This window comes from Enterococcus sp. LJL128, from assembly GCF_056924295.1.
Window position 1 is genome coordinate 385,546 of sequence record NZ_JBXPBP010000002.1, and the last position, 22,846, is coordinate 408,391.

At 37.9% G+C, this 22,846-nt stretch carries 24 protein-coding genes; 15 read left to right on the forward strand and 9 right to left on the reverse strand.

Features of this window, described 5'->3' with window-relative positions:
* Positions 1-34: 34 nt before the first annotated feature.
* On the reverse strand, positions 35-556 hold the full coding sequence (locus tag AC1Z3K_RS04845) for a type 1 glutamine amidotransferase domain-containing protein (RefSeq protein ID WP_426080846.1): 522 nt from the start codon (positions 554-556) through the stop codon (positions 35-37).
* Positions 557-739: 183 nt separating this feature from the next.
* Between AC1Z3K_RS04845 and AC1Z3K_RS04850 the strand changes: the two genes are divergently transcribed.
* Positions 740-1,327 carry an ATP-dependent Clp protease proteolytic subunit gene (locus tag AC1Z3K_RS04850; protein WP_461732015.1) on the forward strand — a complete coding sequence of 196 codons (588 nt, stop codon included), beginning with the start codon at positions 740-742 and terminating at the stop codon, positions 1,325-1,327.
* A 398-nt stretch (positions 1,328-1,725) separates the two neighbouring features.
* Positions 1,726-2,160 carry a hypothetical protein gene (locus tag AC1Z3K_RS04855; protein ID WP_426080844.1) on the forward strand — a complete coding sequence of 145 codons (435 nt, stop codon included), beginning with the start codon at positions 1,726-1,728 and terminating at the stop codon, positions 2,158-2,160.
* A 199-nt stretch (positions 2,161-2,359) separates the two neighbouring features.
* Here the strand turns inward: AC1Z3K_RS04855 and AC1Z3K_RS04860 are convergent, their stop codons facing one another.
* The 6 genes from AC1Z3K_RS04860 to AC1Z3K_RS04885 form a co-directional block, all read right to left on the reverse strand.
* Positions 2,360-3,244 (reverse strand): ROK family protein, encoded by an 885-nt coding sequence (locus AC1Z3K_RS04860; protein ID WP_461732016.1) that lies wholly within the window; start codon positions 3,242-3,244, stop codon positions 2,360-2,362.
* Between the two features lie 516 nt (positions 3,245-3,760).
* Entirely contained in the window at positions 3,761-3,922 is a 162-nt protein-coding gene (locus AC1Z3K_RS04865; protein ID WP_426080842.1) for a hypothetical protein, read from the reverse strand.
* Positions 3,923-3,954: 32 nt separating this feature from the next.
* Entirely contained in the window at positions 3,955-4,317 is a 363-nt protein-coding gene (locus AC1Z3K_RS04870) for a hypothetical protein (RefSeq protein ID WP_426080841.1), read from the reverse strand.
* Positions 4,318-4,527: 210 nt separating this feature from the next.
* On the reverse strand, positions 4,528-5,115 hold the full coding sequence (locus AC1Z3K_RS04875; protein WP_461732017.1) for a DUF2461 domain-containing protein: 588 nt from the start codon (positions 5,113-5,115) through the stop codon (positions 4,528-4,530).
* A 326-nt stretch (positions 5,116-5,441) separates the two neighbouring features.
* A complete protein-coding gene (locus AC1Z3K_RS04880; protein ID WP_461732018.1) occupies positions 5,442-5,855 on the reverse strand; it encodes a DUF6019 family protein in 414 nt (137 codons plus the stop codon).
* Between the two features lie 43 nt (positions 5,856-5,898).
* Positions 5,899-6,492 carry a DUF3267 domain-containing protein gene (locus tag AC1Z3K_RS04885; RefSeq protein ID WP_426080838.1) on the reverse strand — a complete coding sequence of 198 codons (594 nt, stop codon included), beginning with the start codon at positions 6,490-6,492 and terminating at the stop codon, positions 5,899-5,901.
* Between the two features lie 252 nt (positions 6,493-6,744).
* Here AC1Z3K_RS04885 and AC1Z3K_RS04890 point away from each other — a divergent pair, with 252 nt between their 5' ends.
* The 6 genes from AC1Z3K_RS04890 to AC1Z3K_RS04915 all read left to right on the forward strand — a co-directional run bounded on the left by AC1Z3K_RS04890 (position 6,745) and on the right by AC1Z3K_RS04915 (position 14,220).
* A complete protein-coding gene (locus AC1Z3K_RS04890) occupies positions 6,745-7,614 on the forward strand; it encodes a helix-turn-helix domain-containing protein (RefSeq protein WP_426080837.1) in 870 nt (289 codons plus the stop codon).
* A 567-nt stretch (positions 7,615-8,181) separates the two neighbouring features.
* Positions 8,182-9,708 carry a 2-isopropylmalate synthase gene (locus tag AC1Z3K_RS04895; protein WP_461732019.1) on the forward strand — a complete coding sequence of 509 codons (1,527 nt, stop codon included), beginning with the start codon at positions 8,182-8,184 and terminating at the stop codon, positions 9,706-9,708.
* Entirely contained in the window at positions 9,705-10,748 is a 1,044-nt protein-coding gene (gene leuB / locus AC1Z3K_RS04900) for a 3-isopropylmalate dehydrogenase (protein ID WP_461732020.1), read from the forward strand. The genes AC1Z3K_RS04895 and leuB overlap by 4 nt, the downstream gene beginning before the upstream one ends.
* Positions 10,749-10,909: 161 nt before the next feature.
* The gene (leuC, locus tag AC1Z3K_RS04905) at positions 10,910-12,286 is read left to right on the forward strand and encodes a 3-isopropylmalate dehydratase large subunit (RefSeq protein ID WP_461732021.1); all 1,377 of its coding nucleotides are present in this window, start codon (positions 10,910-10,912) and stop codon (positions 12,284-12,286) included.
* Positions 12,286-12,867 carry a 3-isopropylmalate dehydratase small subunit gene (leuD, locus tag AC1Z3K_RS04910; RefSeq protein ID WP_461732022.1) on the forward strand — a complete coding sequence of 194 codons (582 nt, stop codon included), beginning with the start codon at positions 12,286-12,288 and terminating at the stop codon, positions 12,865-12,867. The genes leuC and leuD overlap by 1 nt, the downstream gene beginning before the upstream one ends.
* Before the next feature lie 129 nt (positions 12,868-12,996).
* Positions 12,997-14,220: an MrcB family domain-containing protein gene (locus AC1Z3K_RS04915; RefSeq protein ID WP_461732023.1), complete on the forward strand. Its 1,224-nt coding sequence runs from the start codon at positions 12,997-12,999 to the stop codon at positions 14,218-14,220.
* Positions 14,221-14,489: 269 nt separating this feature from the next.
* Here the strand turns inward: AC1Z3K_RS04915 and AC1Z3K_RS04920 are convergent, their stop codons facing one another.
* On the reverse strand, positions 14,490-15,080 hold the full coding sequence (locus AC1Z3K_RS04920) for a TFIIB-type zinc finger domain-containing protein (protein WP_461732024.1): 591 nt from the start codon (positions 15,078-15,080) through the stop codon (positions 14,490-14,492).
* A 188-nt stretch (positions 15,081-15,268) separates the two neighbouring features.
* Positions 15,269-15,541: a hypothetical protein gene (locus tag AC1Z3K_RS04925; protein WP_426080818.1), complete on the reverse strand. Its 273-nt coding sequence runs from the start codon at positions 15,539-15,541 to the stop codon at positions 15,269-15,271.
* 1,114 nt (positions 15,542-16,655) lie between these two features.
* On the opposite strand from AC1Z3K_RS04925, the gene AC1Z3K_RS04930 reads away from it, so the two are divergent.
* From AC1Z3K_RS04930 to AC1Z3K_RS04960, 7 genes are all read left to right on the forward strand, one after another.
* Entirely contained in the window at positions 16,656-17,063 is a 408-nt protein-coding gene (locus AC1Z3K_RS04930) for a VOC family protein (protein ID WP_426080817.1), read from the forward strand.
* Between the two features lie 213 nt (positions 17,064-17,276).
* Positions 17,277-17,690 carry a DUF2177 family protein gene (locus AC1Z3K_RS04935; protein ID WP_426080816.1) on the forward strand — a complete coding sequence of 138 codons (414 nt, stop codon included), beginning with the start codon at positions 17,277-17,279 and terminating at the stop codon, positions 17,688-17,690.
* Entirely contained in the window at positions 17,687-19,477 is a 1,791-nt protein-coding gene (locus tag AC1Z3K_RS04940; RefSeq protein ID WP_461732025.1) for a DAK2 domain-containing protein, read from the forward strand. The genes AC1Z3K_RS04935 and AC1Z3K_RS04940 overlap by 4 nt, the downstream gene beginning before the upstream one ends.
* On the forward strand, positions 19,474-20,247 hold the full coding sequence (locus AC1Z3K_RS04945; protein WP_461732026.1) for a DUF1295 domain-containing protein: 774 nt from the start codon (positions 19,474-19,476) through the stop codon (positions 20,245-20,247). The genes AC1Z3K_RS04940 and AC1Z3K_RS04945 overlap by 4 nt, the downstream gene beginning before the upstream one ends.
* 234 nt (positions 20,248-20,481) lie before the next feature.
* The gene (locus AC1Z3K_RS04950) at positions 20,482-21,282 is read left to right on the forward strand and encodes a hypothetical protein (RefSeq protein WP_461732027.1); all 801 of its coding nucleotides are present in this window, start codon (positions 20,482-20,484) and stop codon (positions 21,280-21,282) included.
* Between the two features lie 154 nt (positions 21,283-21,436).
* The gene (locus tag AC1Z3K_RS04955; RefSeq protein WP_426080812.1) at positions 21,437-22,003 is read left to right on the forward strand and encodes a hypothetical protein; all 567 of its coding nucleotides are present in this window, start codon (positions 21,437-21,439) and stop codon (positions 22,001-22,003) included.
* Between the two features lie 159 nt (positions 22,004-22,162).
* Positions 22,163-22,846 (forward strand): response regulator transcription factor, encoded by a 684-nt coding sequence (locus tag AC1Z3K_RS04960; RefSeq protein WP_461732028.1) that lies wholly within the window; start codon positions 22,163-22,165, stop codon positions 22,844-22,846.

Below are 22,846 nucleotides of genomic sequence, written 5' to 3' on the forward strand. Positions count from 1 at the left end.
TGTCCCAAACTCGTTTTTTCAACAGGTTGAACTTTTAGCTATCCTTTAGTACAGAAACAATTGCTTCGTTAAAAGCCGGCAGGTCATCTGGATTCCGACTAGTTACAAGTTTCTTATCAATGACAACGGCCTGATCTTCAACCTCAGCGCCAGCGTAATGAATATCCGGCTGTACAGTTAGATAGGCAGTCATTTTACGTCCGCTAGTTAAACCAGTCTGGATAAATAATTGGGGACCATGGCAAATCGCAAATAACGGCAAGTCATTTTCCAAATAGTAGGCAGTGAAATCTACAAAACGTTGATCTGCACGTAGCTGGTCAGGTGAAAACCCTCCAGGAATTAGCAACGCAGAAAATTCCTCTGGGGAAACATCATCAATCGCTGCATCAATGACAAAGGTCTCTCCCTTTTTTCCAGTAATAGTTTTGCCAGCTTCTTTTTCAATTAGCGTCAAAGTGTAACCGGCACTTTCCAAGGCTTTTTTTGGTGAGGTCAATTCTACGTCTTCCACCATATCTGTAACTAATACTGCAACTTTTCCTGTGTTTGTCATCGAATCTCCTCTTTCCTGTTTGTTGTGGCTGAATGAATCAGCTTAACTTTATCCTAACGTGATTTTTTTAAGTATTCAAAAGATAGGCACTTCTTTGTTTGAACAATCCTGACTTTTTGGTAAAATAGAAGAGTGACCGGAATGGATAGTCATTCCTTACTGAAAAGCAGGAGGTATGTATAAATGTATCGTTTAGAAGAAGAAGAAAAAGAAAATACACCGAAAAATGATCAAAGTTTGATTATGAAGAAATTATGGGAAGAGCGGACAATTCTGATTTATGGTGAAGTAACACAGGATTTAGCCAGAGAGGTTTCTTCTCAGCTGCTTTTATTAGCAGCAATGGGTGATGAGCCTATTAAGATTTTTGTCAATAGTCCGGGAGGACATGTAGAATCTGGAGACACTATCCACGACATGATTCAGTTTGTTAAGCCAGAGGTTATCGTTGTAGGTACTGGCTGGGTGGCAAGTGCCGGTGTCACAATCTATCTTGCGGCAGATGCCAAGAATAGATACTGCCTGCCGAATACTCGGTTTATGATTCATCAGCCGGCTGGCGGAGTACAAGGTCAAGGAACAGAGATTCAAATTGAAGCGAAGGAAATTGTCCGTATGAGAGAACGTGTTAACCGGATGATTGCTGAAGCAACAGGTCAAACCTATGAACAGGTAGCTAAAGATACAGACCGCAATTTCTGGATGTCTGCAGAAGAAGCCAAAGAATATGGCATGGTATCTAAAATTATTAAATCCAGCGACGAAATTTAATAAGTCAAATGATGTGTCAAGTGGCTGACATCTAATGAGTAGAGCTAGAGGTGTTTAATTCTGGAAAGACATTTTTTAGAAAAAGACAGGAGTAGAGACAGAAGAGGCAGCATCGAGAAATAAAAAAGAGCTGCTCTGTCACAGTTTAGTGTTGATAAGTACTTCTATCTAGTTTTTTATTCAGGTTTAAAGAGCGAAATAAGCGGAGTGTCCGTTTTGTTTCGCTCTTTTATGTTTATAAGGCTTTAGAATTTCAAAAAAAATTTGAAAAATCCTAGAATATTTTACAAAAAATAACAGTAGTTATTTTTATAGAACTATAGGTTTTTATTCTGGGCTTGTCAGCAAGAGGGGAAAACGGTAAAATAAATTGATAATAAAAGAAAGTAGGAAGAAAAGTGAAACCAAATTTAGGCTATTATATTCAAAAGATTAACGATATTGTGCAGGAGACCGAAAAAATCGGCGAAAATATGAATGTTTATTACGAGGAGCTGCGTCAGGCAATCGACGATAAGAAGACAGCAGAGCTTTCTCCAGAGCGGATTACAGAGATTCAGGGAATCTTTAAAGAAGGTACGATGAAATATGAAGACTTGCTAAAATTAATTCTAGGTCTTCGTCCACCAGTAAAAGTAATTGGCGTTCATAAAAAATTAGAACGTTCTTATACAGAATATGTTGCGGGATGCAATGAAATGGTTCTCTCCTTGAATCCAGAAAAAGGGATGGATGTTGAACTTTTTGAAGCTTCAGAAGCAAAACAGGATTTGGCAACAGATGATATTTCTTTCTGTATTACAAAAATGAGCAATGTTTTATTAAAGAAATAAATATAAAATAACAAAAAAATCTCATTTTATTTTTAAGATGTTTTTACTAGACAAAGCTAGAGAAGTATTGTATTATTTAGACATACCAACAACAACCTTTTTATTTTTCATTTTACTCTTATTGAGTAATACTCCTTTTCCATCGGCTTGCCAAAGCCGATGGTTTTTTTTATCTCTTTTTTTTATTTTGTTTATTTAATTATTTAAAAATTTTATTTCGAACAAGATAGAAGGCGCCAATTAAACCAGCATCATTTTGATGCTGACAACGGTCCACTGGTGTTTTAAAAAGAGACCATTCGGGAAAATCTTTTAAGGGCTGCTCAATTAGGCTCAGCAAATTTGGATTTTGACTCACTCCGCCTCCAATCAGGACCTTCTCCGGATTCATCGTAACTATGACATTATAGATACACAGAGCAATATATTCACCCCAGCGTTTCAAAACAATTTTTTTCTCAAACGTATTTCCTTTGAAAATTTCTTCCCCAGTCACTGGAGTATCTGAAGTAATGCCCAGCCGCTGCCGATACAGATTTAATAAACCTTGTGTTGAGGCATACTTAGCAATAATTTCATTTTTGCCATGTTCATTGGGAATCAACATCATACCAAACTCTCCAGCGCTGAAGCCGGATCCTTTCACTAAGGTACCATTTTGAATGATACCGCCGCCGATACCTGTACCCAAGGTCATAACAACAAAATCCTTATGTCCCTGACCGTTGCCTGAGTACATTTCAGCTAAGGCCGCACAGTTTCCGTCATTTTCAATAAAGATCGGGTATTTATTGCCAGTTCGTTCCATTAGCATATGCACAAAGGGCTTCCCACGTAATGGATGGATGGCACCGGAAACAATCAAAGTACCGCTTTCACTATCAATCACTCCTGGAAAGCTAAAACCAATCCCTTTAATTTCATGGACTATCTCATATTCTAGAATCACTTCTTCAAGCAGCGAGAAGAAGGCTTCTTCTGTTTCTATTTCAGTTGGACGCTTTCCTTTTGCGACGAGGTTGCCTTCCAGGTCAAATAAGCCGTATTTTACAAAGATGCCGCCGACATCAAAACTAATAATCATTTTTCATCGCCTTTCTTATCTATATAAATCCTGTAAAAGTTTTATTGCGCAGGAAAGTATATGTACGAGAATTTCATAAATGCATTAAAACTCATTTTTTAACACGAGTCAGTTATTGAAAAAAATTTCAGTTTTATAAAAAAATAATAATTATAAATGCGTTTCTTTTACAGGATTTATAGTAATATTCCTTTTTTTAATTGAGGACAGAATAGAAACATTTATCTGGATTTAGGTACACTAAAAATATAGAAATAGATGATTGTTCAAGCCTCATAGTGAAGCGAGCTGAAATTAATCCCAAAAAAGAAAATAGCGTATAAACTGTTGATTACATGAATTATGGCTGCTTTTCTTTGTGATTTCTAAAGCAGAAGCCCGCTAGGATTGCATAAGAACAATCAAGCATCTTTGACAGGTTTTTAATAAGAAAGCTAGAGTCAGAGCTTTCAACTGCTCGTTCTTATGATAAAAAAACTCCAAGACTAGGTCTTTCTAGCCTTGGAGAGAAATGTTTTAATTTTCTACATTTCGTACATAATCATCGAAATACTGAATCAAATCGGATTTGATCTTCTGATACTCTTCCTCGGTATATTCTTTCTCTTCTATATTGCCATTGAAAAATGGAATTTTCAGTTCTTCCTTTAAACGTTCTAAAACTTCCGTATGATTCATGTCTGCACCTCTTTAATTATTATCATCTTTCATTATAAAACATTGAACCAATTCGTCAACTCTTCAAAGGTATTTTTCATGACGTCCAACTTGCTGTAAAGAACCGCAATGTCAGAGTCCTCTTGAAAGAAGACCTGTTTTAGCTCAAAATAAAAATCTTCAAAAGCATCGAAAAATGGTTCCGTTTTTTCTTGAAACAGCTCTTCATTGCTGTAATAGAAAATACGCACGCTATGATAATAAGTAAATACTTCATTAATATTTACTAGAATACGGACATCTGTTTCATCCGTTCTTGGCTGAATACTGATCAAATCATATAAAGCTAAGGATTTTGTATGAGTTTCCGATAAATAGGATAAGAATAGATCAATTTTTTCTGTTGATGCAGGCATTTCATCCACCTCCGTTTTTCTTTTTATTATAGTAAAAATCAGGGGGATTGAAAAATGATAACCCTGATGCTTGCCGCTAGTAAGAAAATATTTAGTAGAATTATTTTCTTTCAGGAAAGCTAAAATCGGCCAATGCTTTATTTAAATAGTCATTAAAGGGCTTCTTGGCTTTAAAGACCTGCTGACAGGTTATCAGTAACTCTTCTTCATCTAATCTAAAAGGAGTTGTAAGGGTAAGGAATACTCCAGATACCAGCTTTTATATTTAAGATAGTCGTCGATGGCTGTTCCAGTTTCTTCGTATCCTCTGGGAAAACGTTTTAGCTGTTCGCCGCGGACAGAAAAGTATTCTTTGAAATCTGGAGCTGCGATGATTGCTAGAAATTCTTGAGGGTGTTCCAGAAGATAGTTTTGAATGAGGGCAGTTGCTTCAGAAAACTGAGCAGCAAACAAACCACCACCGATAAAAGAATCTCTGTTTCTCGGCCCAAGCTGAATAAAATAACCGACTGGAATAAAAGGTTTGCCGTGAGGACCGATATGCGCTCTAAGCGTTGGATTGTAAGGTGATTTATCATGGCTGAACCGAATATCGCGATTTAGTCGAAAGCTTAACTTTTCAGGGTTCATCACTGGAATAGCTGAATCAAATCCTCTGACTTGTTCTTGGAGTTGTTCCGCAAAAGTATGGAAGAATGTGAACACCTGTTTTCTTTCAGCTGTATGCTCATGCATCCAAGAAAGAGAGTTGTTTTGGTTTAGCTCATCCAAAAAAGTAATCATTGTAGTTAATGACATGGAACAGCCTCCATTATCTGACAGTTATTAATTAAGCGCTACATACTCATTATTTCATAAAAGATAAGAGCTTACAATCCTCTAGTGAAAGAATTGCCGCACAGATATAATATAAAATAATAACGTGCAAAAAAATCTGCATGATTTGTTCAGTGACAAAAAACACAGATTTTTGAAAGCTACTTGATGAGCTGCGTTTGATTTCTTATAAAAATCAACTATTTAGGCATTAATTGACTTTCAGTATTCCTATTTTCAAAGTCTTCGTTTAGGCTTTTCAGACATGCTTTAGTAAGAAATCTTTTGCTGGTTTTAATTAAGCGCAGCTATAAGGATTCATCAGCAGCATTTTTCTTTTCAAACGCCCGAACTTTGTCTACCAAAAGGTCAAAGTCCTTTTTTAAATTTAGTACGGTTTCCTGAAAGTCATTTTTAGTCGATTCATAAGGATATGAAAGATAGAGTTTATTGAAGCGCTTGGTTAATAATTTATATTCAGGTTTTAGTATGTCTTTCTGTTCCTTGGGTAGATTGTTGAATAGCTCGGTTCCAAGACCGTAGGGGCCTGAAGACAAAAGAGCAAGCTCATTTAATACCTTGTCCGTATATACGGATTCAGAAAGCTCCTGCTGATAGACGGTTGCTTCAATAATCGCTTTACGTACGGCATATTTAATGACAAAGTAAAAAACAATGGCTAAAAGAATAATTGATCCAAAGCTGATACCGATAGATTGCATAATAGTTCTCACTCCTATTTGATTATTTTGTGTTGCCGATAGCTTAGTAGTTTCTTTCAAAAAGAATAAAGCCGGGCTTGGTTGGATGATCATAGATTTGTGTATGCCTGCTCTTTAAAGAATAAAGAACAATCATCAAATCGCCGCCAGCTAAAAGAACATTAAGCGCTGCCGCAAGAAAGGTATAATTTCCGGGAAAAAGAAGCAGCAGGAGTGTACAGCCGCCCCCTAACACAATGATTGGAAGCAGCGCACCAAACACATAATTTTTCCAAGAAAGAGATTCTTTGCAGTGACATAAAGGATTGGGAAAGCCGAAAGTAATCTTAATGCTGTGCCATTTATTTTGGCAGAATAATCCCCAGCCAAAACCATGAATGTACTCGTGGACGACAATCGAGCTGACCAGAATCAGCAAAAGCAGCAGATAATTTATATCAGCAGTTTCTTTTAGCGGTTGTGTATTAAGACTTCGATAAAGAAAAAATAAACCGATAATCAACGGTGCTGGAAGCAGCAGTCCCAAAACATTTACTTCTAGACCTGTAAATACCCGTTCCTTGATCCGATAGCCTTGGGCAGTCATTTCCTTACACAACTGATAAAAGTGTTGAGGTGCATCATTGTCTTGTTTCATTTTTATTTACTCCTCTCTTGTTTGGTTACCATCTAAATTTTGTAAAAGAGTTCGCAGCAGGGCAGCGACAATAGGGAAAATTTGGTTTCTTTTAACAGTTTCTATAGATAAAGACTATCGGATTTATCTATAGAATAAAGAAAATAGAAAGTATTTTTTCAAGAAAAAAGCTATAGCTGAGGATTCTTTGTTATAATAAAAATTAACTGTTATTTAAAAGAAACTATAGTTTCTTTTTTGAGGGGGAGTAGTATGCATTTAACGGGAAGTTTGTTTCGAAAATTTCGAGAGCGGAAAGGCGTTTCAGTTCCCGAAGCAGCGAAAGAAATTGTTTCGCCGCAGTTTTTACGAAAATACGAGCGGGGAGATAATGATGTTAGCTTAACGAATTTTTTGAATTTATTATATAAGGAAAACATTTCAGTGGTCGAGTTCTTCGGAGAATACCACGAGTTGACTGTGGATGTGGTATTGGATGAAGCAGAGCGTGAATTTGATTTAGTTATCAATGGTCATCGTTCACTGCTCGCACAAAAAATTAGCCAGAAATACCATAAAATTTATCAAGAAACGCAGGATCAGAAATTTCTTTACCTTGCGTTGACCTGTGAACAAATTAGCTATGTTCTATTTAAAAACAGACCAGAGGTTGACCGCTCGCCAATTTCAGAATATTTACGTTCTGTTGAAGAGTGGGGGCGTTTTGAGTTCTTTATTGCCCAGTATTCAATGTTTCCACTAGAGGATGAAGAAATCTATCGAATGACCGTTCATATTTTTCGTAAGAAAGCTCAAAATACAGTCAACTATTATTATCTTCATGACTTCTTCCTACAGGTTTGTCTGGAATTTATTCGTCGGGAAGAGCTGATTTATGCTGAAGAAATTTTAAACCTGTACTTATCAAAGCTGGAAGATGACCGGGAATTGAAGTATATGCCCTTTGACTCTTTTGCCCGCTTTTTAGGAGGTATCATCTTGGTTAAACGAAATGATCCGAAGGGGAAAAAACTCTGTGAAGCGGTTATTACTTATTTTGAAGACGTATTGGGCTATACCTATTACGCAAATCGTTTGAATTTATCCTATACAGCATTTCTGGAAAAATCAGAGCTTTCATAAAGCTGAAAAAATTGCTCACTGCTAAAATTAAAAATTTCTCATAAAAACAGTTGACATCCGATTGCTTTTTCTGTAAGATTTACATTAACTTCTAAATTGACAGAAAATTCAGCAAATAAAGGATGTTGATTGTTATGAGAAAAACAACATACAAACAAACATTTTTATTATTATTAGTTAAGGACTCGGCTATCTAATCATTAAGCAATCAGATTAGAACGGAAGAGTCCTGTTTCGCATTTGCATGAACGGGATGAACGATACGCATCCCAGCCATGGGATGCTTTTTTTGTTGGAACTCTTATACTAGCTACAAAGTAGAGTTCCAATACTTGGCGACTGCGAGGAGCGAAGTAACAATTCTATTCACTGCGATTGCTGATAAGCAGAGCAGATGATGAGCAATACAAGGCGAGCGTAGAGAGCGTTGTGACCTTTGACCAAATTAGAAAGGTTCCAATACTTGGTGACCAAGAGGAGCAAAGTAGTCTTTGAAGAATAGAGTTATTTATAATAGTCATAATATTCTGAATAATAAGAATAATGAGTAATCAGGAGGAAAAAACAATGAAAAACATTCAATTCTTTGACACCACTTTGAGGGATGGTGAGCAAACACCAGGCGTCAATTTTAATACAAAGGAAAAAGTTCAAATTGCACTGCAGCTGGAAAAATGGGGTATTGATACGATTGAGGCCGGCTTCCCGATTGCTTCAGAAGGAGATTTTGAAGCAGTTCAGGCGATTGCCGGAGCTGCTAAACGGATGACCGTGGCCGGCTTGGCCCGCTGTCAGACAAAAGACATCGACCGGGCTTATGAAGCGTTGAAGGATGCAGTACATCCGCAAATTCATATCTTTTTGGCAACTAGTCCCATTCATATGGAGTATAAGCTAAAAATGACGCCTAAAGAGGTAATCGCATCCATAGGTGAACATGTAAGCTATGCAAAAACGAAATTTGAAAAGGTTCAGTTTTCCCCAGAGGATGCCACAAGAACAGAAAAGGATTTTCTGCTGAAGGCAGTTCAGACAGCGATTGATGCTGGAGCAACAATTATTAATATCCCCGACACAGTGGGTTATTCGAATCCTACAGAGTACGGACAGCTGTTTAGCTATCTAATTGAAAATATTGAGAGTGAGCAGGAAATAATTTTTTCTTCCCATTGTCATGACGATTTGGGCATGGCTACTGCCAATGCCTTGGCAGCGATTGAAAATGGTGCTCGCCGGGTGGAAGGTACAGTGAACGGAATTGGTGAGCGGGCAGGAAATACAGCGTTGGAAGAAGTAGCGTTAGCACTGTATATCCGCAAAGATTTTTATCAGGCTGAAAGCAATATCGTTTTTAATGAAACCAAGCGCACCAGCGATTTGGTCAGCCGTCTCTCTGGTGTAGCAGTACCAAGAAATAAAGCAATTATCGGCGCTAACGCGTATGCACATGAATCTGGTATCCATCAGGACGGTGTGCTGAAAAATCCGGATACGTATGAAATTATTACCCCCTCACTTGTAGGCGTAAATACTAACTCATTGCCTCTAGGAAAATTATCAGGCCGTCATGCTTTTGCCACAAAAATGGAAGAGCTAGGCTATCAGTTTACTGAGGATGAGCTGAAAACAGCATTCAAGAGCTTTAAAGCATTAGCTGATAAAAAGAAACAGGTGACCGATGAAGACTTGATTGCCCTAATGGTTGGACAAACACAGGAGCTGGAGGAGTGCTGTCATCTCGAACGAGTTCAGCTTCAATATGTATCTGATGGCAGTCAGGGAGCAATTGTTTCGATGAAAACAGGAGAAACAGAAACTAAAATGGAATCAGCCATTGGTTCAGGCAGCATTCAAGCGATTTATAATTCCATTGACAAAATCATGGAACAAAAACCAGAGCTGAAGCAGTATTCGATTAAAGCCATTACTGGAGGAGAAGACGCGCAGGCAGAGGTTTATGTGACAGTACAGGATAGCCGGACTAAAAAGCAGTTCAACGGTACCGGAATTGATTTCGATGTGCTGCAGGCCTCTGCCAAAGCATATGTACAGGCAAGTGAACGATTTAAAAGAGAAACGGAGCAGATGAAATGACAAAAAAAATAGTTGCATTGCCGGGGGATGGAATCGGCAAAGAAATCATGGATAGTGCTTTGAAAATTATGGCAGAAATTATGGTACAGGAAGAGCTGGATTTTGATATTCAGGCATTTCCTTTTGGAGGAGCTGGGATAGACCAGGAAGGCGACCCGTTACCAGAGAAAACACTAACGGCTTGTAAAGAGGCAGATGCCATTCTATTGGGTGCTATCGGCGGTCCGAAATGGGATGCTGCACCAAAACGTCCAGAGCAAGGCCTGCTGGCATTGCGAAAAGCACTAGGCTTATTCGCAAATATTCGTCCCATCAGTGTTCCGGATGCGGTCATTCACTTATCCCCATTAAAAGAAGAAAATGTTAAAGGCGTCGATTTTATCGTGGTACGGGAATTGACAGGAGGAATCTATTTTGGAGAGAAAAAACGTGAAACAGATCAGGCTTCTGATTTGTGTACCTATACGAAAGCGGAAATTCAACGAATTATTCGAAAGGCATTTGAAATTGCTCGCACAAGAAATAAAAAAGTAACCTCTGTGGACAAGGCAAATGTGCTGGCGACCAGTAAGCTTTGGCGGGAAACAGCAGAAGAGGTGGCACAGGAATTCCCTGATTGTACATTGGAGCATCAGCTGGTTGATTCAGCGGCGATGGTTATGATTCAGCGGCCTAAGGATTTTGATGTACTTGTTACAGAAAATCTATTCGGCGATATTCTCAGCGATGAAGCGTCTGTGATTCCCGGATCTCTTGGGATGATGCCTAGTGCCAGCCATAGCGAAAGTGGCCCATCCCTTTACGAACCGATTCATGGGTCGGCTCCGGATATTGCCGGACAGGATATTGCTAATCCAATGTCGATGATTTTGTCGGCAGCCATGATGCTCCGACAATCATTTGGAATGGAAGCAACAGCGAAGCGTATCGAGAGAGCCTGCGACAAGGTGATGGCTGCAGGCGTTTTAACAAAAGATTTAGGGGGTACGGCAGGAACGCTGGAATTCACAGAAGCGGTTATTAAGGAATTGAGAATCTAAAGTTTCTAACGATGAAAATGTTCGGCGGACTTATGAAAGAGTGCCAAGATTTGCAGAGAAAAAATCAATTTTTATAGCAGATACATCGTGGGGAAGACGATAAGGCAGAAGAATTAAGCTGATTTTATGATGAAAATCAATAACTGAGGGAGCGAAAGTCAATGGGAAAAACATTGTTTGATAAACTATGGGAACGCCATGTCATCCATGGTGAGGAGGGAGAACCGCAGCTGTTGTATGTGGATCTTCATCTAATTCATGAGGTAACATCGCCACAGGCCTTTGAAGGCTTGCGGGAAGCAGGCAGAAAAGTCCGCCGCCCGGATAAAACCTTTGGTACGATGGATCATAATGTACCGACAAAGGATATTTTTAATATTACAGATTTGGTTGCAAAAAAACAGATTGAAGCGTTGAAAAAAAATTGTGATGAATTTGGTGTTACTTTGTGTGAAAACGGCAGCGAACGTCAGGGAATTGTACACATGGTTGGTCCAGAAACAGGACTGACGCAGCCTGGGAAAATTATTGTCTGCGGGGATTCTCATACGGCGACTCATGGTGCTTTTGGGGCATTGGCGTTTGGAATTGGAACCAGCGAAGTAGAGCACGTGTTTGCGACACAGACTATTTGGCAGCGCAAGCCGAAAAGTATGGGGGTAAAAATTACTGGTAAGCTGGCAAAGGGTGTCTACGCAAAGGATATTATTTTGGCATTGATTGCGAAATATGGTGTGGATTTTGGTGTTGGACATGCAGTGGAATTTTACGGAGATACGATTGAAGCACTTTCTATGGAAGAACGCATGACGATTTGCAATATGGCGATTGAAGGCGGAGCGAAAATGGGTATGATGGCTCCGGATGAAAAAACGTATGAGTATGTGCAGGGAAGAGAATACGCACCGGAAAATATGGAGAAGGCGATTGCTGACTGGCAGACACTGCCGAGCGATGCAGATGCGGTTTATGATGCTAACTTGGAGTTGAATGCTGATGAACTGCTACCATTCGTTACATGGGGAACCAATCCGGAAATGGGGATTCCAGTTACAGGAACCTTCCCGGAAATTAAAGATATGAACGATGAACGGGCATACAAATACATGGATCTTCAGCCGGGCCAACGACCATCAGATATTGAAGTGGGCTATGTGTTTATCGGTTCCTGTACCAACGGACGCCTTTCAGACCTAGAGGAAGCAGCAAATGTGGTACGAGGTAAGAAAATTAAAGAAGGTATCACTGCAATTGTTGTTCCCGGATCAAGACCGGTTCGTAAAGCAGCTGAAAAAATGGGACTGGATAAAATTTTTAAGGAAGCCGGCTTTGAATGGCGGGAACCAGGCTGCTCAATGTGTTTGGGAATGAACCCAGACCAAGTACCCTCAGGAGTACACTGTGCATCGACCTCTAACCGAAACTTTGAAGGACGTCAGGGAAAAGGCGCACGTACCCATCTATGCAGTCCAGCAATGGCTGCTGCTGCTGCATTGAATGGAACATTTATTGATATCAGAGAGGAGCTGGGTGCATAATGGAGGCTTTTACACAACATACAGGGACAACAGTCCCGTTGATGAACGATAATATTGATACGGATCAGATTATTCCTAAATCATTTCTCAAGCGAATTGAGAAAACCGGCTTTGGTGAATTTCTATTTGATGAATGGCGCTATCTGCCGGATCGCACGCCAAACCCTGAATTCATTTTGAATGAACCCCAGTATCAAGGCGCAACCATTCTAATCTCCGGCGACAACTTCGGTTCCGGTTCTTCCCGAGAACATGCTGCCTGGGCGTTGGATGACTATGGCTTTCGTGCAGTCATCGCCGGCAGCTTCAGCGACATCTTCTACATGAATGCCACGAAGAATGGTCTATTGCCAATCGTGCTTCCGTTGGAAGCACGCAAGAAGCTGGCAGTCCTGCCGGCAGACCAAACCATCACCATTGACCTGCCGAAACAGCAGGTTCTCGCTGATGGCGAAGCTTACAACTTCGATATCGACGCAACCTGGAAACATAAGCTGGTTAATGGCTTGGATGATATCGCGATTACTCTGGCTTATGAAAAAGAGATTGGAGAGTATGAGAGTAGGGAGAAAAATAAATAGTTAATTACTTGTTAAAAGAGATTCGAAATCCTGTACTTTTTGGAATTTTGAATCTTTTTTATCTGTAAAAAATTCCTAGAACACGTTATAATAACGATATATATAATGATTTGGGATGGGGTTGATACTATGAATTTGCTAGAAATACTTGTAAAAATAGATAATGAATATTATTTTGAAAGAAAAAACGGAGTATTTAAAAATAACGAAATTGGTTCGTTATTTAATAGAACTATAAAAGAAGTATTTCCTAAGTCGATTATTGGTGAAGAATATATAGTAAAAGGTTCTGCGGGGCAGGGGAATTGGGCTACAATTCCATGGATAGGAATATTTGATAAAAAAGTATCTACAACAGCAAGTGCTGGATTTGATATTGTATACCTTTTTACTAGTGATGGAAAAGGAGTATATTTAAGCTTAAATCAAGGTTGGACATATTATAAAAAAAAATACAAAAATGAATCAAAAGACTCAATAAAAAAGGTAACTAATTATTGGCAATCTGTACTTAAAAATATAAATAGTAATTTTTGTACAAATGAAATGAAGCTTATTAGAACTGATGAAAAAAATTGTGAGTTGGCAAAAGGGTATGAGTATGGAGATATTTGTCATAAATATTATAATATTTCAGATATTTCTTTTGTTGAAGAAATGTTGTTAGATTTAATGCAAATGTTAAATGTTTTTGAAGAATTAAAAACCAGAATGATTAATTTTAATTATAAAGAGACGATTAACTATATTCTTAGCTTAAATATAGATGAAATCTGTGAAGAGTACAATAATGACGATATAGATGATATGAATTTGGATTTTATATTAGATAATATAAGAAAAGTATCTACTCCTTCATTTGGAAAAAAAGATATTATTGAGGAGTTTGCTCCACGTAATGTGAAAAGAGACTATATCAATGAAGCTAAAAAAAATAGTAAATTGGGCTATCAAGGTGAAAAAATTGTATATGAAATAGAAAAAAAGTATGTTTCTGATAATCCACTTCTAAGCAAACACATTGAAAGAGTAAAACATGTAGCTAAAGATGAAGGAGATGGGGCTGGATATGATATTATTTCAATTAGACAAAAAGAAGATGGAGAAATTTATAATATTTATATAGAAGTGAAAAGCACATCTTCTGATAAAAATAGCCCGTTTTACATTACTTCTAATGAACTTAAAGTCTCAAGAAAGTATAGAGAGAATTATTATTTATACAGAGTTTCTAATATTAAAGGAAAAAAGCCAGAATATTATACTATTCAAGGCCCTTTAGAAGAAAAATTAGAACTGTTTCCCGTATCGTATTCTTGTTATGTTAAAAATTTCAATCAAAATGATGAATAAAGAGACCGACATTACATAACTCCCTTCAAAAGTTAGATTTTCAGCTCTAACTTTTGAAGGGAGTTAGATTTTGAAAACCAGTGATAGAACTTTCTCTAATAATACGTTTCTATCTAAAGATTGGAATGAGAGTTAAAAAATATTTCCACTTTCATCAAACCTATTTATTATAGTTCCATAATTTAGTAATGTTTTTTGATAAGATTTAGGTAGTTTAACTTTATATTGCTAATCGTTTATTAGAAGATATATGCTTGTTTTATAAACATTCATTTTTTTGTTTTTCTGAAAAAAGAGATTATTGGTAGTGAAAATATTAAAAGAGCTAAAAATATCCAAAAAGCTGAAATAGTATCCCAAATAATGGTAATTAGTGCCAAAATCATTACAGTTCCAATCAGGGCTAAAAAAGTTTGCCCAATTGAAAAAATTTGAGTTAAAAATATTTTCTTATTGAATGTCAGAGTAATACCAACATTTGTAAATACAAATGCTGTAGAAAGCATAGCTAAAAAAAGATACATATCTCCTGAGCTAATCTGTTCCTCTAAAGTTCCAAAACAACCAAATCCAACAAGAACTAAAAAGATTCCTGGTATTTTTTTATACATAGAATTTTTACGTGGTGTGTTTTCTTGTTTAGCTATATAGTCCTTCTTGGGATAATTGGACTCTGTGTCAGTATTTTGAACATTAGTAATCTGTTTAGGCAGAATAATCTGCTCATCTTCTAGAGTTGTCGTATTGCTGCCATTTTCGTTACCAATATAGTGTGATGTATGGCAATAATCACAGATGAAGTAATCACCTTGTTTTGTTAGTTCATTGCTTCCGCAAGCTTCACAACTTATTTTTTTCATTTATTTCCTCACTTTTTTATTACTGTATTGATTATACTCTGGAACTATAGCATGAATCAACCACGTAAATAATCAAAAGTGAACATTTAAAAAATAGATTGAAATATGTAGGTTCGTTAAAGCATCATTAAAATAAAAATAGTTTTAAACAGTAGTTCAAAAGCATAAGAAAAGAATAAAAAAGAAGTTTATAATTTATCTGCCTGTTTCATTTGATGCAGCAGCTGTTCTTTATCCTTTAAAAGCTGGCTAAAATCTTCGATGAAGACATGAAATACGTGAGCATGGGCATGATATTCCCGAATGATTTTCTTTTTATTTACAGCAATCTGCTGATCCGAGAAAAAAGTGTCCAGTAATTTTAACGGTTCTTGCCAGGAAGAAAGATGCTCAATTAAATCCTGCATAGTCAGAATGTCATGATAGGGAATCGCTTTTGTACAAAGTTTCGACTTATTCATAGTCGTTTCCTCCTTTATAGTAGTAAATTGTAATTGATAAAAAAATCTATCATTGTGTAGAATTTTTCATGAAAATTAGGTACAATGAAGAAGCTGGTGCATTGTACCAGCATAGGGCAACTTGTATAGACAGTTCACGCTGTTTACACAGGGCTTTGTCGCTCGGTTGGCGCCGAACGACGAAGAGCCCTATTTTACTGCGATATACAGTGATTGCGTAGCAGAGTTGATGTAGAGCAGTACAAGGTTTGCGTAGCAAAAGTTGTAACCGCAAAAAGATACACAGCGATTGCGCAGCAAAAGTTGTGACCGCAGAAAGATACGCAGTAAGTAAAAATGAAGATAGTTTTTCTGAAGGAATGCCGGCTCATTGTCTGAATAAATGAGTGTGGATTTTTTTATTAACAGAATCCAATTCCTTCTGGGGAGCTTTAGTTATACAGGATAGAAAAAGACGATAACAGGAGGCTCCCATTATCGTCTGCAATAGTCTGTAAATAAGCTGTAAACTCTTTAGCAAAAAGAAAAGTGGAATGTTCCTATTAGGGATTAAGGAGTTTGATGCATGCTAAAGAAATTAAAGTTAGGTTCAGACTATTGGCGACTTGTAAGGGCAGTTCACGCTGTCAGTACAAGACTTCACGGATTCAGTTGGCGCTGAATAAGGAAGTGCCAATTTTTTTTATTTAAATGTCATTGATTTCTATCCTGTGTCCATAGTATAGCTGAAAGCTTTTGCTCTGACAATACGAACAAAACGTTAAATAACACTAGAAAAAACACTCTTTATATAAGAGAAAATAACAAAAAAATTTTTTAAACTTAATTAGGAAGTATACGAATTATTTGTCGAAAGCTATAATCAAAATCTGTTTTCTTCTAAAAATAAGAAAATAGATTATAAAACTGATCATAATTATTACATTACAATTTTAGAAGAAAAAGATTGTAAGTACTACGAGATATAGTTACTAATTTGAAATTGCAAAAGAATTTCATAAATCTTTGCCATCTTAAAAATAAACCGCATCGTTCATGGTATAATTGAAGAAAATAATTTAGTTGTATTTATTGACTTTTTGTTTAGAATGTACATGAAATAGGAGGGAAAGAGATGAAGTTTAATGAAGTAACACTTCGTGTATTGGTGCGAAAGGACTATGGAGCCTGTTTTGATTTTTATGTAGAAAAAATGGGTTTAACAGCAGTCTGGGGCGATAGAAATGGTCCGTATACTTCATTTGCAGTGAGCAAAGAAGCTGCACCATGTTTTGCTATTTTTAGCGGAGAAAACATGTCTATGTTTGAAGGGTATTCTCAGCCTGTCAGTAATAGCCAACCTGACAGTATTGTAGGAGTGATTCCATCAGAGGATTTAGAAGCTGATTATCAACGGATGAAGGAAGCCGGCGTGGAGTTTTTGAGTGAGCCACAGCGGATTGACGAATGGGAAATGACCTGTACTTATTTTAGAGATCCGGAGGGTAATCTATTTGAATTGAATGATTCTGCGAGTGTTTAACAGGTTCGGCTAAGCCAATTTAAGAATTTTAATCATGCTATTTAATGATGAAAATAAGAGATCAATGCTCATTTTGAAGCTTGGTCTTTTTTATTTTAGTTAAAATCAAAGACTGGGCTTGTTAGCGTAGAGTTGTAAGCAGTTTATTATTCAGAAGCTTTCTGACATGTTAAACTTTAGCTACTCATTTAGTAAAAAGAAGGAGGCTTGAACATGGCGGCACTTATTCGTTTGTATTTATTAAGCGCAGGAGTCTTTTTAGTTTTTGATCTTTTTTGGCTGCTTATCGCTTCTAAAAAACTTTATCAGCAGTTCATTGGTCATCTTATGGGGCAAACGCAGCTAATTCCGGCAATTCTTTTTTATTTGCTTTATATTGTCGGCGTTTTATTTTTCGTGGTAGTCCCCGGCATTGAAAAAAACAGCGTATGGTATGTACTAGGCAGCGGAGCATTATTAGGTTTGATTTGCTATGCAACGTATGATTTGACAAACCTCGCGACCTTAAATGGCTGGCCGGTGATGATGACAGTCATTGACCTTGCTTGGGGTACATTTGTTACTGCAGCAACAGCTGGAATTGTTTATTGGCTGAACCTAGTTTTCTTTGGAGGTAAAGGATTATGACAAATGAGCTGGAAGGATCACGTATTTTACAAAGCTTTTTCGGCGGTGCAGCAGATTTGATTGCAAATAAGGACGAGCTCAACAAAATCAATGTCTTTCCTGTAGCAGATGGGGATACAGGCAGCAATTTAGCTTCGTTAATGCAGACTATTTTAGATAGCTCAGTTTCAGATAGTTCTTCGGTAGAAAACGTGCTGACAAATGTTGCAGAGGCAGCATTATTGGGGGCAAGGGGAAATTCAGGAATTATTTTTGCCCAATATTTAAATGGAGTTGCGGCTGTTTTCAGCCAGACAGAAAAAAATACTCATGACTTTGTTTACTCGTTAAATCAGGCAGTTACAGAGGCCTATCAAGCGCTGATTGAACCGCAAGAGGGAACGATTTTAACAGTGATGCGGGTTTGGGCAGCGTCTGTTCACCAAGCCTTTCATCAAAAAGCATCTTTAGGAGCTGCTCTTGAAACAGCCCGTAAAAATGCATTGGAAGCATTGAGGCAAACAGAATTTCAATTAGATGTACTGCAAAAAAATAAGCTGGTGGATTCTGGAGCCAAGGGTTTTTATATTTTTATTAATGGCTTTACAGAGGCATTTTCAACACAGCAGGAACGTATTTCAATAAAGCGTGAGAGCGAATCAGTAAAAATAGCACCGGCGGAAATAATTACCGAGCAGCCTAAATATCGTTATTGTACCGAGCTGCTGCTGAAAAATGTTCAGATTGAAAAAGAGCTGTTGAAAGAAAAACTTGCGGATTTGGGGGACTCTCTAATTTTAGCAGGAAATCAACAGCTGTTGAAAGTTCATATACATACCAACCAGCCTCAAGCTATTCTGAATAAGATAGCTGGGCAGAGTGAGCTTGTTCAGCAAAAAGTTGATGATATGCAGCTGCAGTTTGAAGTCACAAAACAGCGGAAATACCCGATAGCAGTTGTTACAGACTCTATCGCTGATCTTCCAAAAGCATTTTTGCTGGAGGAACAAGTCCATGTTTTACCAATGAATATTTTAGTAGGGGAAACAGACTATTTAGATAAGCTGACTATTGACAATGCTGTAATTAGAAAGGCAGGCGCTGTCCAGAAGCTTTCAACAGCACAGCCTGCTATACGAAGTGTTGATGCTTTATTATCATTTTTAGAGAATAAGTATGAGGCTATTTTAGTCGTAACGGTGTCGAGCCAATTAAGCGGAACCTATCAGCTAATTAAGCAGCGGGCCACAGCTAAAAAGCTCTCAGCTAAGAAAATCCAAGTGATCGATTCAAAGCTTAATTCTGCTGGACAAGGCTTACTTGTAAAAGCAATTATTGAACAGCTGAAAAGAAAACCGGACAGCACGCTGGCAGAACTTACGGCAATTATTGAAGAAATTCAGCGCCGGTGCTTCATCTATGTGGCTGTGTCCGATATCACACCGATGCTTCGTTCCGGCAGAATTCCTCAGAGTCTAGGTAAGCTGGCGAAAAGGCTGCGTCTTTTGCCAATCGTTAGTTTAAACGCTGCTGGGAATGGGAAGCTAAGTGGAATTTCCTGGAGTCAAAAACAGAGCGAGAAAAAGATTTTAAAAAAAGTAAACCGGCTGATTAAAAAAGACCAGCTTTCCGGATTGGCTATTGCTCATGCGGACAATCTGCCGGAAGCGGAAGAAATGGCGCGAAAACTGGGAAAGAATGGACAGCAAATGCTTGATTTCATCGTTGAAAGCTCAACAGCTATTACCGTAAGTGCCGGCATCGGAAGTGTTGCGGTTGCAGGAATCAGAAAGGGGGCTATCGAATGATTTATTGGTTTGTTTCACTAGCATTATTCGCTTATTTTATTCTCTGGTTTATCATTTCCAAATTAAAAGGAAAGTATTCTCTAGTGGATATTGCCTGGGGTCTGGGCTTTGTTGTAGTAGCTTGGGCGAGCTTCTTATATAGCGGCGATTTGCACATTCAAACTGGAATTATTTTATTATGTGTAACAATCTGGGGGCTAAGGTTATTTCTGCATCTGGCGAAAAGAAATTGGAATAGTCCAGAAGATTACCGTTATGTAGCTATGAGGAAACGGTGGGGAACAACGTTAGTTAATCTAAAAGCTTTCCTCAATGTTTTCTTTTTACAAGGAGTATTGTTGTTTCTTATCGCACTGCCGATTATGAGAAGCTTTTCTGAGTCTGACCAAAGCCTCCATTGGTGGCAGATTTTAGGGCTCATCGTGTGGATGATAGGCTTCTTTTTTGAAGCAGCCGGTGATTATCAGCTGGATACATTTAAAAAGAATCCTAAGAATAAAGGAAAGCTGCTAACTGAAGGTCTTTGGTCCCTGACTAGGCATCCTAATTATTTTGGTGAGGCGACCTGTTGGTGGGGAATTTTTCTATTGGCAGTAACTGGCGTGACAGATCTTTGGCTGATTATCAGTCCGATATTGATTACATCACTACTTTTATTTGTCTCCGGGGTGCCTTTACTGGAAAATAAATATAAAGAACGACCAGAGTTTCAAGCATATGCAAAAAAGACAGCAAAGTTTTTCCCAATTATTGGTCGAAAAGGGCTGTAGGAATGAATCATCTTAGTTGGTGAAGAGGCCATTTTTTTGATACTGTTAACTGAATCTTTCAGAAAGTACTTAAGCCGCTGTACGGCCTTAGGTACTTTTTCTTTTTTCTCGGAGTTGACCGAAAAAACTGAGAAGACGAGAGGAACAGGCATATTGTAAAATGAATAAATAAAGGCTGTTATGTATTGATGGTAGTGAGTAAAAAGGCAGATGAGAAATAAGAGGGAGGAGTGAATGAGTATGTTTATTCCACTATGCTTTTTGGGGCTTTGTAGTGTTCTTCTATATAAATTAGGCAGATGGAAAGCTGTAATTGCTTTTTTACTGCTGCTCTTTACAGTGATTGGCGGTGCTTATTATTGGTACTATAGTGAGCGGATAAACAGGAAAAAAGAGATGATTGCTGCTTATTTTGACTACTTTGAAAAGAGCTATGGCTTTTATGATGGGTTAGAAAATTACGTTTGGGAAACAGATATTTCCAGTACGCCGATGTTTTCTTTGGATTACGAGGCCTATGGCAGGGAACATTCCCTACATGTTGATTGTTATGAAAGCAGAGATATTGGCACCTTGAGAGAGCATATTTATGAACAGTATAAAAATTATATATGGGATGAGTATTTGTATGATAAGACAATCGGAAATGATTTCACCAAGATAGAAGAGTATCTTCGTGAAAGAAACCTAACCGTGGTATGGAATTCATCCGGGAATCATCAGGAAATTGGCAAACAGTGCTATATAGAGACAGCAGTTACACCAAATTTTAGAAAAAATGCCCATAGCGATAAGCGAACTGTTGGTGAAGAAGCAGATTTCTATAATGGAAAATCAATGAAGACCTTTGATTATCAGGAGTATATGGACTATTTCTCTTATGAGGTCGTTTTGATAGGAACCTATGTCCCTGTTGAAGGGAAAACGAGCCGAGCAGTGGTAGAAACTGAGCTGGAAAAGATTGTCAATGAAGCGATGCAGGCAGAAAATGCGGTGATTCTTTTACAATCGCCTGAAAAAGCTGACTTAGAATAAAAATGAGCAGGTGAGTTGACATTCGGTCGGGTGATTTAATCGATTTTGAAGCCAAAGTTTAAGGTTGCTCTCAAAGCTTTTTGTTTAAGGCTGGAAAAGTAAACCATTTATTTATTCATAAAAAGTAAAAAGAAGAAGTAGCGGGAGGAAAAAAATGAGAGGAAAAGGCGTTTCATTATTTCGTTTGTTGGTTGCAGCAGTATTGTTGGTTATTGTTGGGAAGATTATCATTGATAACTATCAAAAGGAACAGGAGCAAAAAGAGCAGGCAAAAATTGAACAGCTGACGATAGAGGAAGTTGAGCGAGTGAAGGCAGCCAGCGATTTGGGCTTGGATTTTTTTTCTACATCGACTGTTAGCGAAGAGGAAGCTGGACAATACGGCATTGACCAGCCGGAAATGGCATTTACAGAAGATCAGCAGGTTAAGGGTTACTATTTTAGTTATCCTAAAGAAGAAAAGACGACACGTTTAACCCAGATTGTTATAAGCTCGCCCAGTTATCATTTATTTGGACTCAGAGTAGGCGATTCAATGGAAAATTTGGAAGTCGCTATGGGAAAGCAAGGGTATAAAATGCTTGAGCCGGAAGAAGACGGCTCTCTGAAATTTCAAAAGTACGAAGTGTATATTCAGTTTGAACCAGGAGCAGAAGCCCCTGTGGTTGAAGAAATAACCTGCTATCTGCCAATGCCCTTTGAAGAAGGAATCGTTTATTAAATCAGAACTTAAAAATGCTAAAGGACACAGCTGCAGGAAGAAAAACTGTGCTGTGTCTTTTCTTCTCAAGCCAGCCGTACTAGAAAGTTTCTTGACATTTTTTTCAGCAATGCTAGTCTGAATAAAGAAAGATTGACAAGAAGAATGGAATGGGATGCAATGAAAAAAATACTAATTGTAGAAGATGATGAAAATATTTGTCAGCTGTTGACTCATTTATTTCAAGATAAATATAATTTGACAGTTGTTCATACAGGGACGGAAGCAGTTCTTCTAATTTCTGATCAGCGTTTTGATTTGGTTCTGCTGGACTTAATGCTGCCCGGAGTAACAGGTGAAAGTGTCTTGCAGATGATTACCAAGCAAAACAGTGTACCAGTAATTATTATGACAGCTGTTAATGATAAGAAAAAGACAGTGGAGCTGTTGAAAAATGGTGCTGCCGATTATATCACGAAGCCGTTTGATATCGAAGAGCTGGAGGCACGCATTGAGGTGCAGCTGCGCAATTCAGTAGTTGAAGAGAAGGCTTACGAACTATTGACGTTTAAAAAGCTTTCTTTAGATCCTGAAAATTATGAGGTGCGACTTGGGGAAGTGAAGCTCGAGGTATCAAACAAGGAGTACCAGCTGTTGGATTTGCTGCTGCGCTACCCAAATAAAATCTATTCCAAAGCCAATCTCTATGAGCGTATTTGGGGAGATTCTTATATTGGCGGTGAAAATACGGTAAATGTTCATCTCAGTACGTTAAGGAAAAAATTGAAGGAAGCTGATCCGGAAACAGAGTATATCGAAACAATCTGGGGAATGGGTATTCGATTAGCAAAGGAGGACAACTGA

Coding starts and splice junctions, on each gene's coding strand:
- AC1Z3K_RS04845 (WP_426080846.1), bottom strand. CDS start 556: ATGACAAACACAGGAAAAGTTGCAGTATTAGTTACAGATATGGTGGAA.
- AC1Z3K_RS04850 (WP_461732015.1), top strand. CDS start 740: ATGTATCGTTTAGAAGAAGAAGAAAAAGAAAATACACCGAAAAATGAT.
- AC1Z3K_RS04860 (WP_461732016.1), bottom strand. CDS start 3,244: ATGATTATTAGTTTTGATGTCGGCGGCATCTTTGTAAAATACGGCTTA.
- AC1Z3K_RS04865 (WP_426080842.1), bottom strand. CDS start 3,922: ATGAATCATACGGAAGTTTTAGAACGTTTAAAGGAAGAACTGAAAATT.
- AC1Z3K_RS04870 (WP_426080841.1), bottom strand. CDS start 4,317: ATGCCTGCATCAACAGAAAAAATTGATCTATTCTTATCCTATTTATCG.
- AC1Z3K_RS04875 (WP_461732017.1), bottom strand. CDS start 5,115: ATGTCATTAACTACAATGATTACTTTTTTGGATGAGCTAAACCAAAAC.
- AC1Z3K_RS04880 (WP_461732018.1), bottom strand. CDS start 5,855: ATGCAATCTATCGGTATCAGCTTTGGATCAATTATTCTTTTAGCCATT.
- AC1Z3K_RS04885 (WP_426080838.1), bottom strand. CDS start 6,492: ATGAAACAAGACAATGATGCACCTCAACACTTTTATCAGTTGTGTAAG.
- AC1Z3K_RS04890 (WP_426080837.1), top strand. CDS start 6,745: ATGCATTTAACGGGAAGTTTGTTTCGAAAATTTCGAGAGCGGAAAGGC.
- AC1Z3K_RS04895 (WP_461732019.1), top strand. CDS start 8,182: ATGAAAAACATTCAATTCTTTGACACCACTTTGAGGGATGGTGAGCAA.
- leuB (WP_461732020.1), top strand. CDS start 9,705: ATGACAAAAAAAATAGTTGCATTGCCGGGGGATGGAATCGGCAAAGAA.
- leuC (WP_461732021.1), top strand. CDS start 10,910: ATGGGAAAAACATTGTTTGATAAACTATGGGAACGCCATGTCATCCAT.
- leuD (WP_461732022.1), top strand. CDS start 12,286: ATGGAGGCTTTTACACAACATACAGGGACAACAGTCCCGTTGATGAAC.
- AC1Z3K_RS04915 (WP_461732023.1), top strand. CDS start 12,997: ATGAATTTGCTAGAAATACTTGTAAAAATAGATAATGAATATTATTTT.
- AC1Z3K_RS04920 (WP_461732024.1), bottom strand. CDS start 15,080: ATGAAAAAAATAAGTTGTGAAGCTTGCGGAAGCAATGAACTAACAAAA.
- AC1Z3K_RS04925 (WP_426080818.1), bottom strand. CDS start 15,541: ATGAATAAGTCGAAACTTTGTACAAAAGCGATTCCCTATCATGACATT.
- AC1Z3K_RS04930 (WP_426080817.1), top strand. CDS start 16,656: ATGAAGTTTAATGAAGTAACACTTCGTGTATTGGTGCGAAAGGACTAT.
- AC1Z3K_RS04935 (WP_426080816.1), top strand. CDS start 17,277: ATGGCGGCACTTATTCGTTTGTATTTATTAAGCGCAGGAGTCTTTTTA.
- AC1Z3K_RS04940 (WP_461732025.1), top strand. CDS start 17,687: ATGACAAATGAGCTGGAAGGATCACGTATTTTACAAAGCTTTTTCGGC.
- AC1Z3K_RS04945 (WP_461732026.1), top strand. CDS start 19,474: ATGATTTATTGGTTTGTTTCACTAGCATTATTCGCTTATTTTATTCTC.
- AC1Z3K_RS04950 (WP_461732027.1), top strand. CDS start 20,482: ATGAGTATGTTTATTCCACTATGCTTTTTGGGGCTTTGTAGTGTTCTT.
- AC1Z3K_RS04955 (WP_426080812.1), top strand. CDS start 21,437: ATGAGAGGAAAAGGCGTTTCATTATTTCGTTTGTTGGTTGCAGCAGTA.
- AC1Z3K_RS04960 (WP_461732028.1), top strand. CDS start 22,163: ATGAAAAAAATACTAATTGTAGAAGATGATGAAAATATTTGTCAGCTG.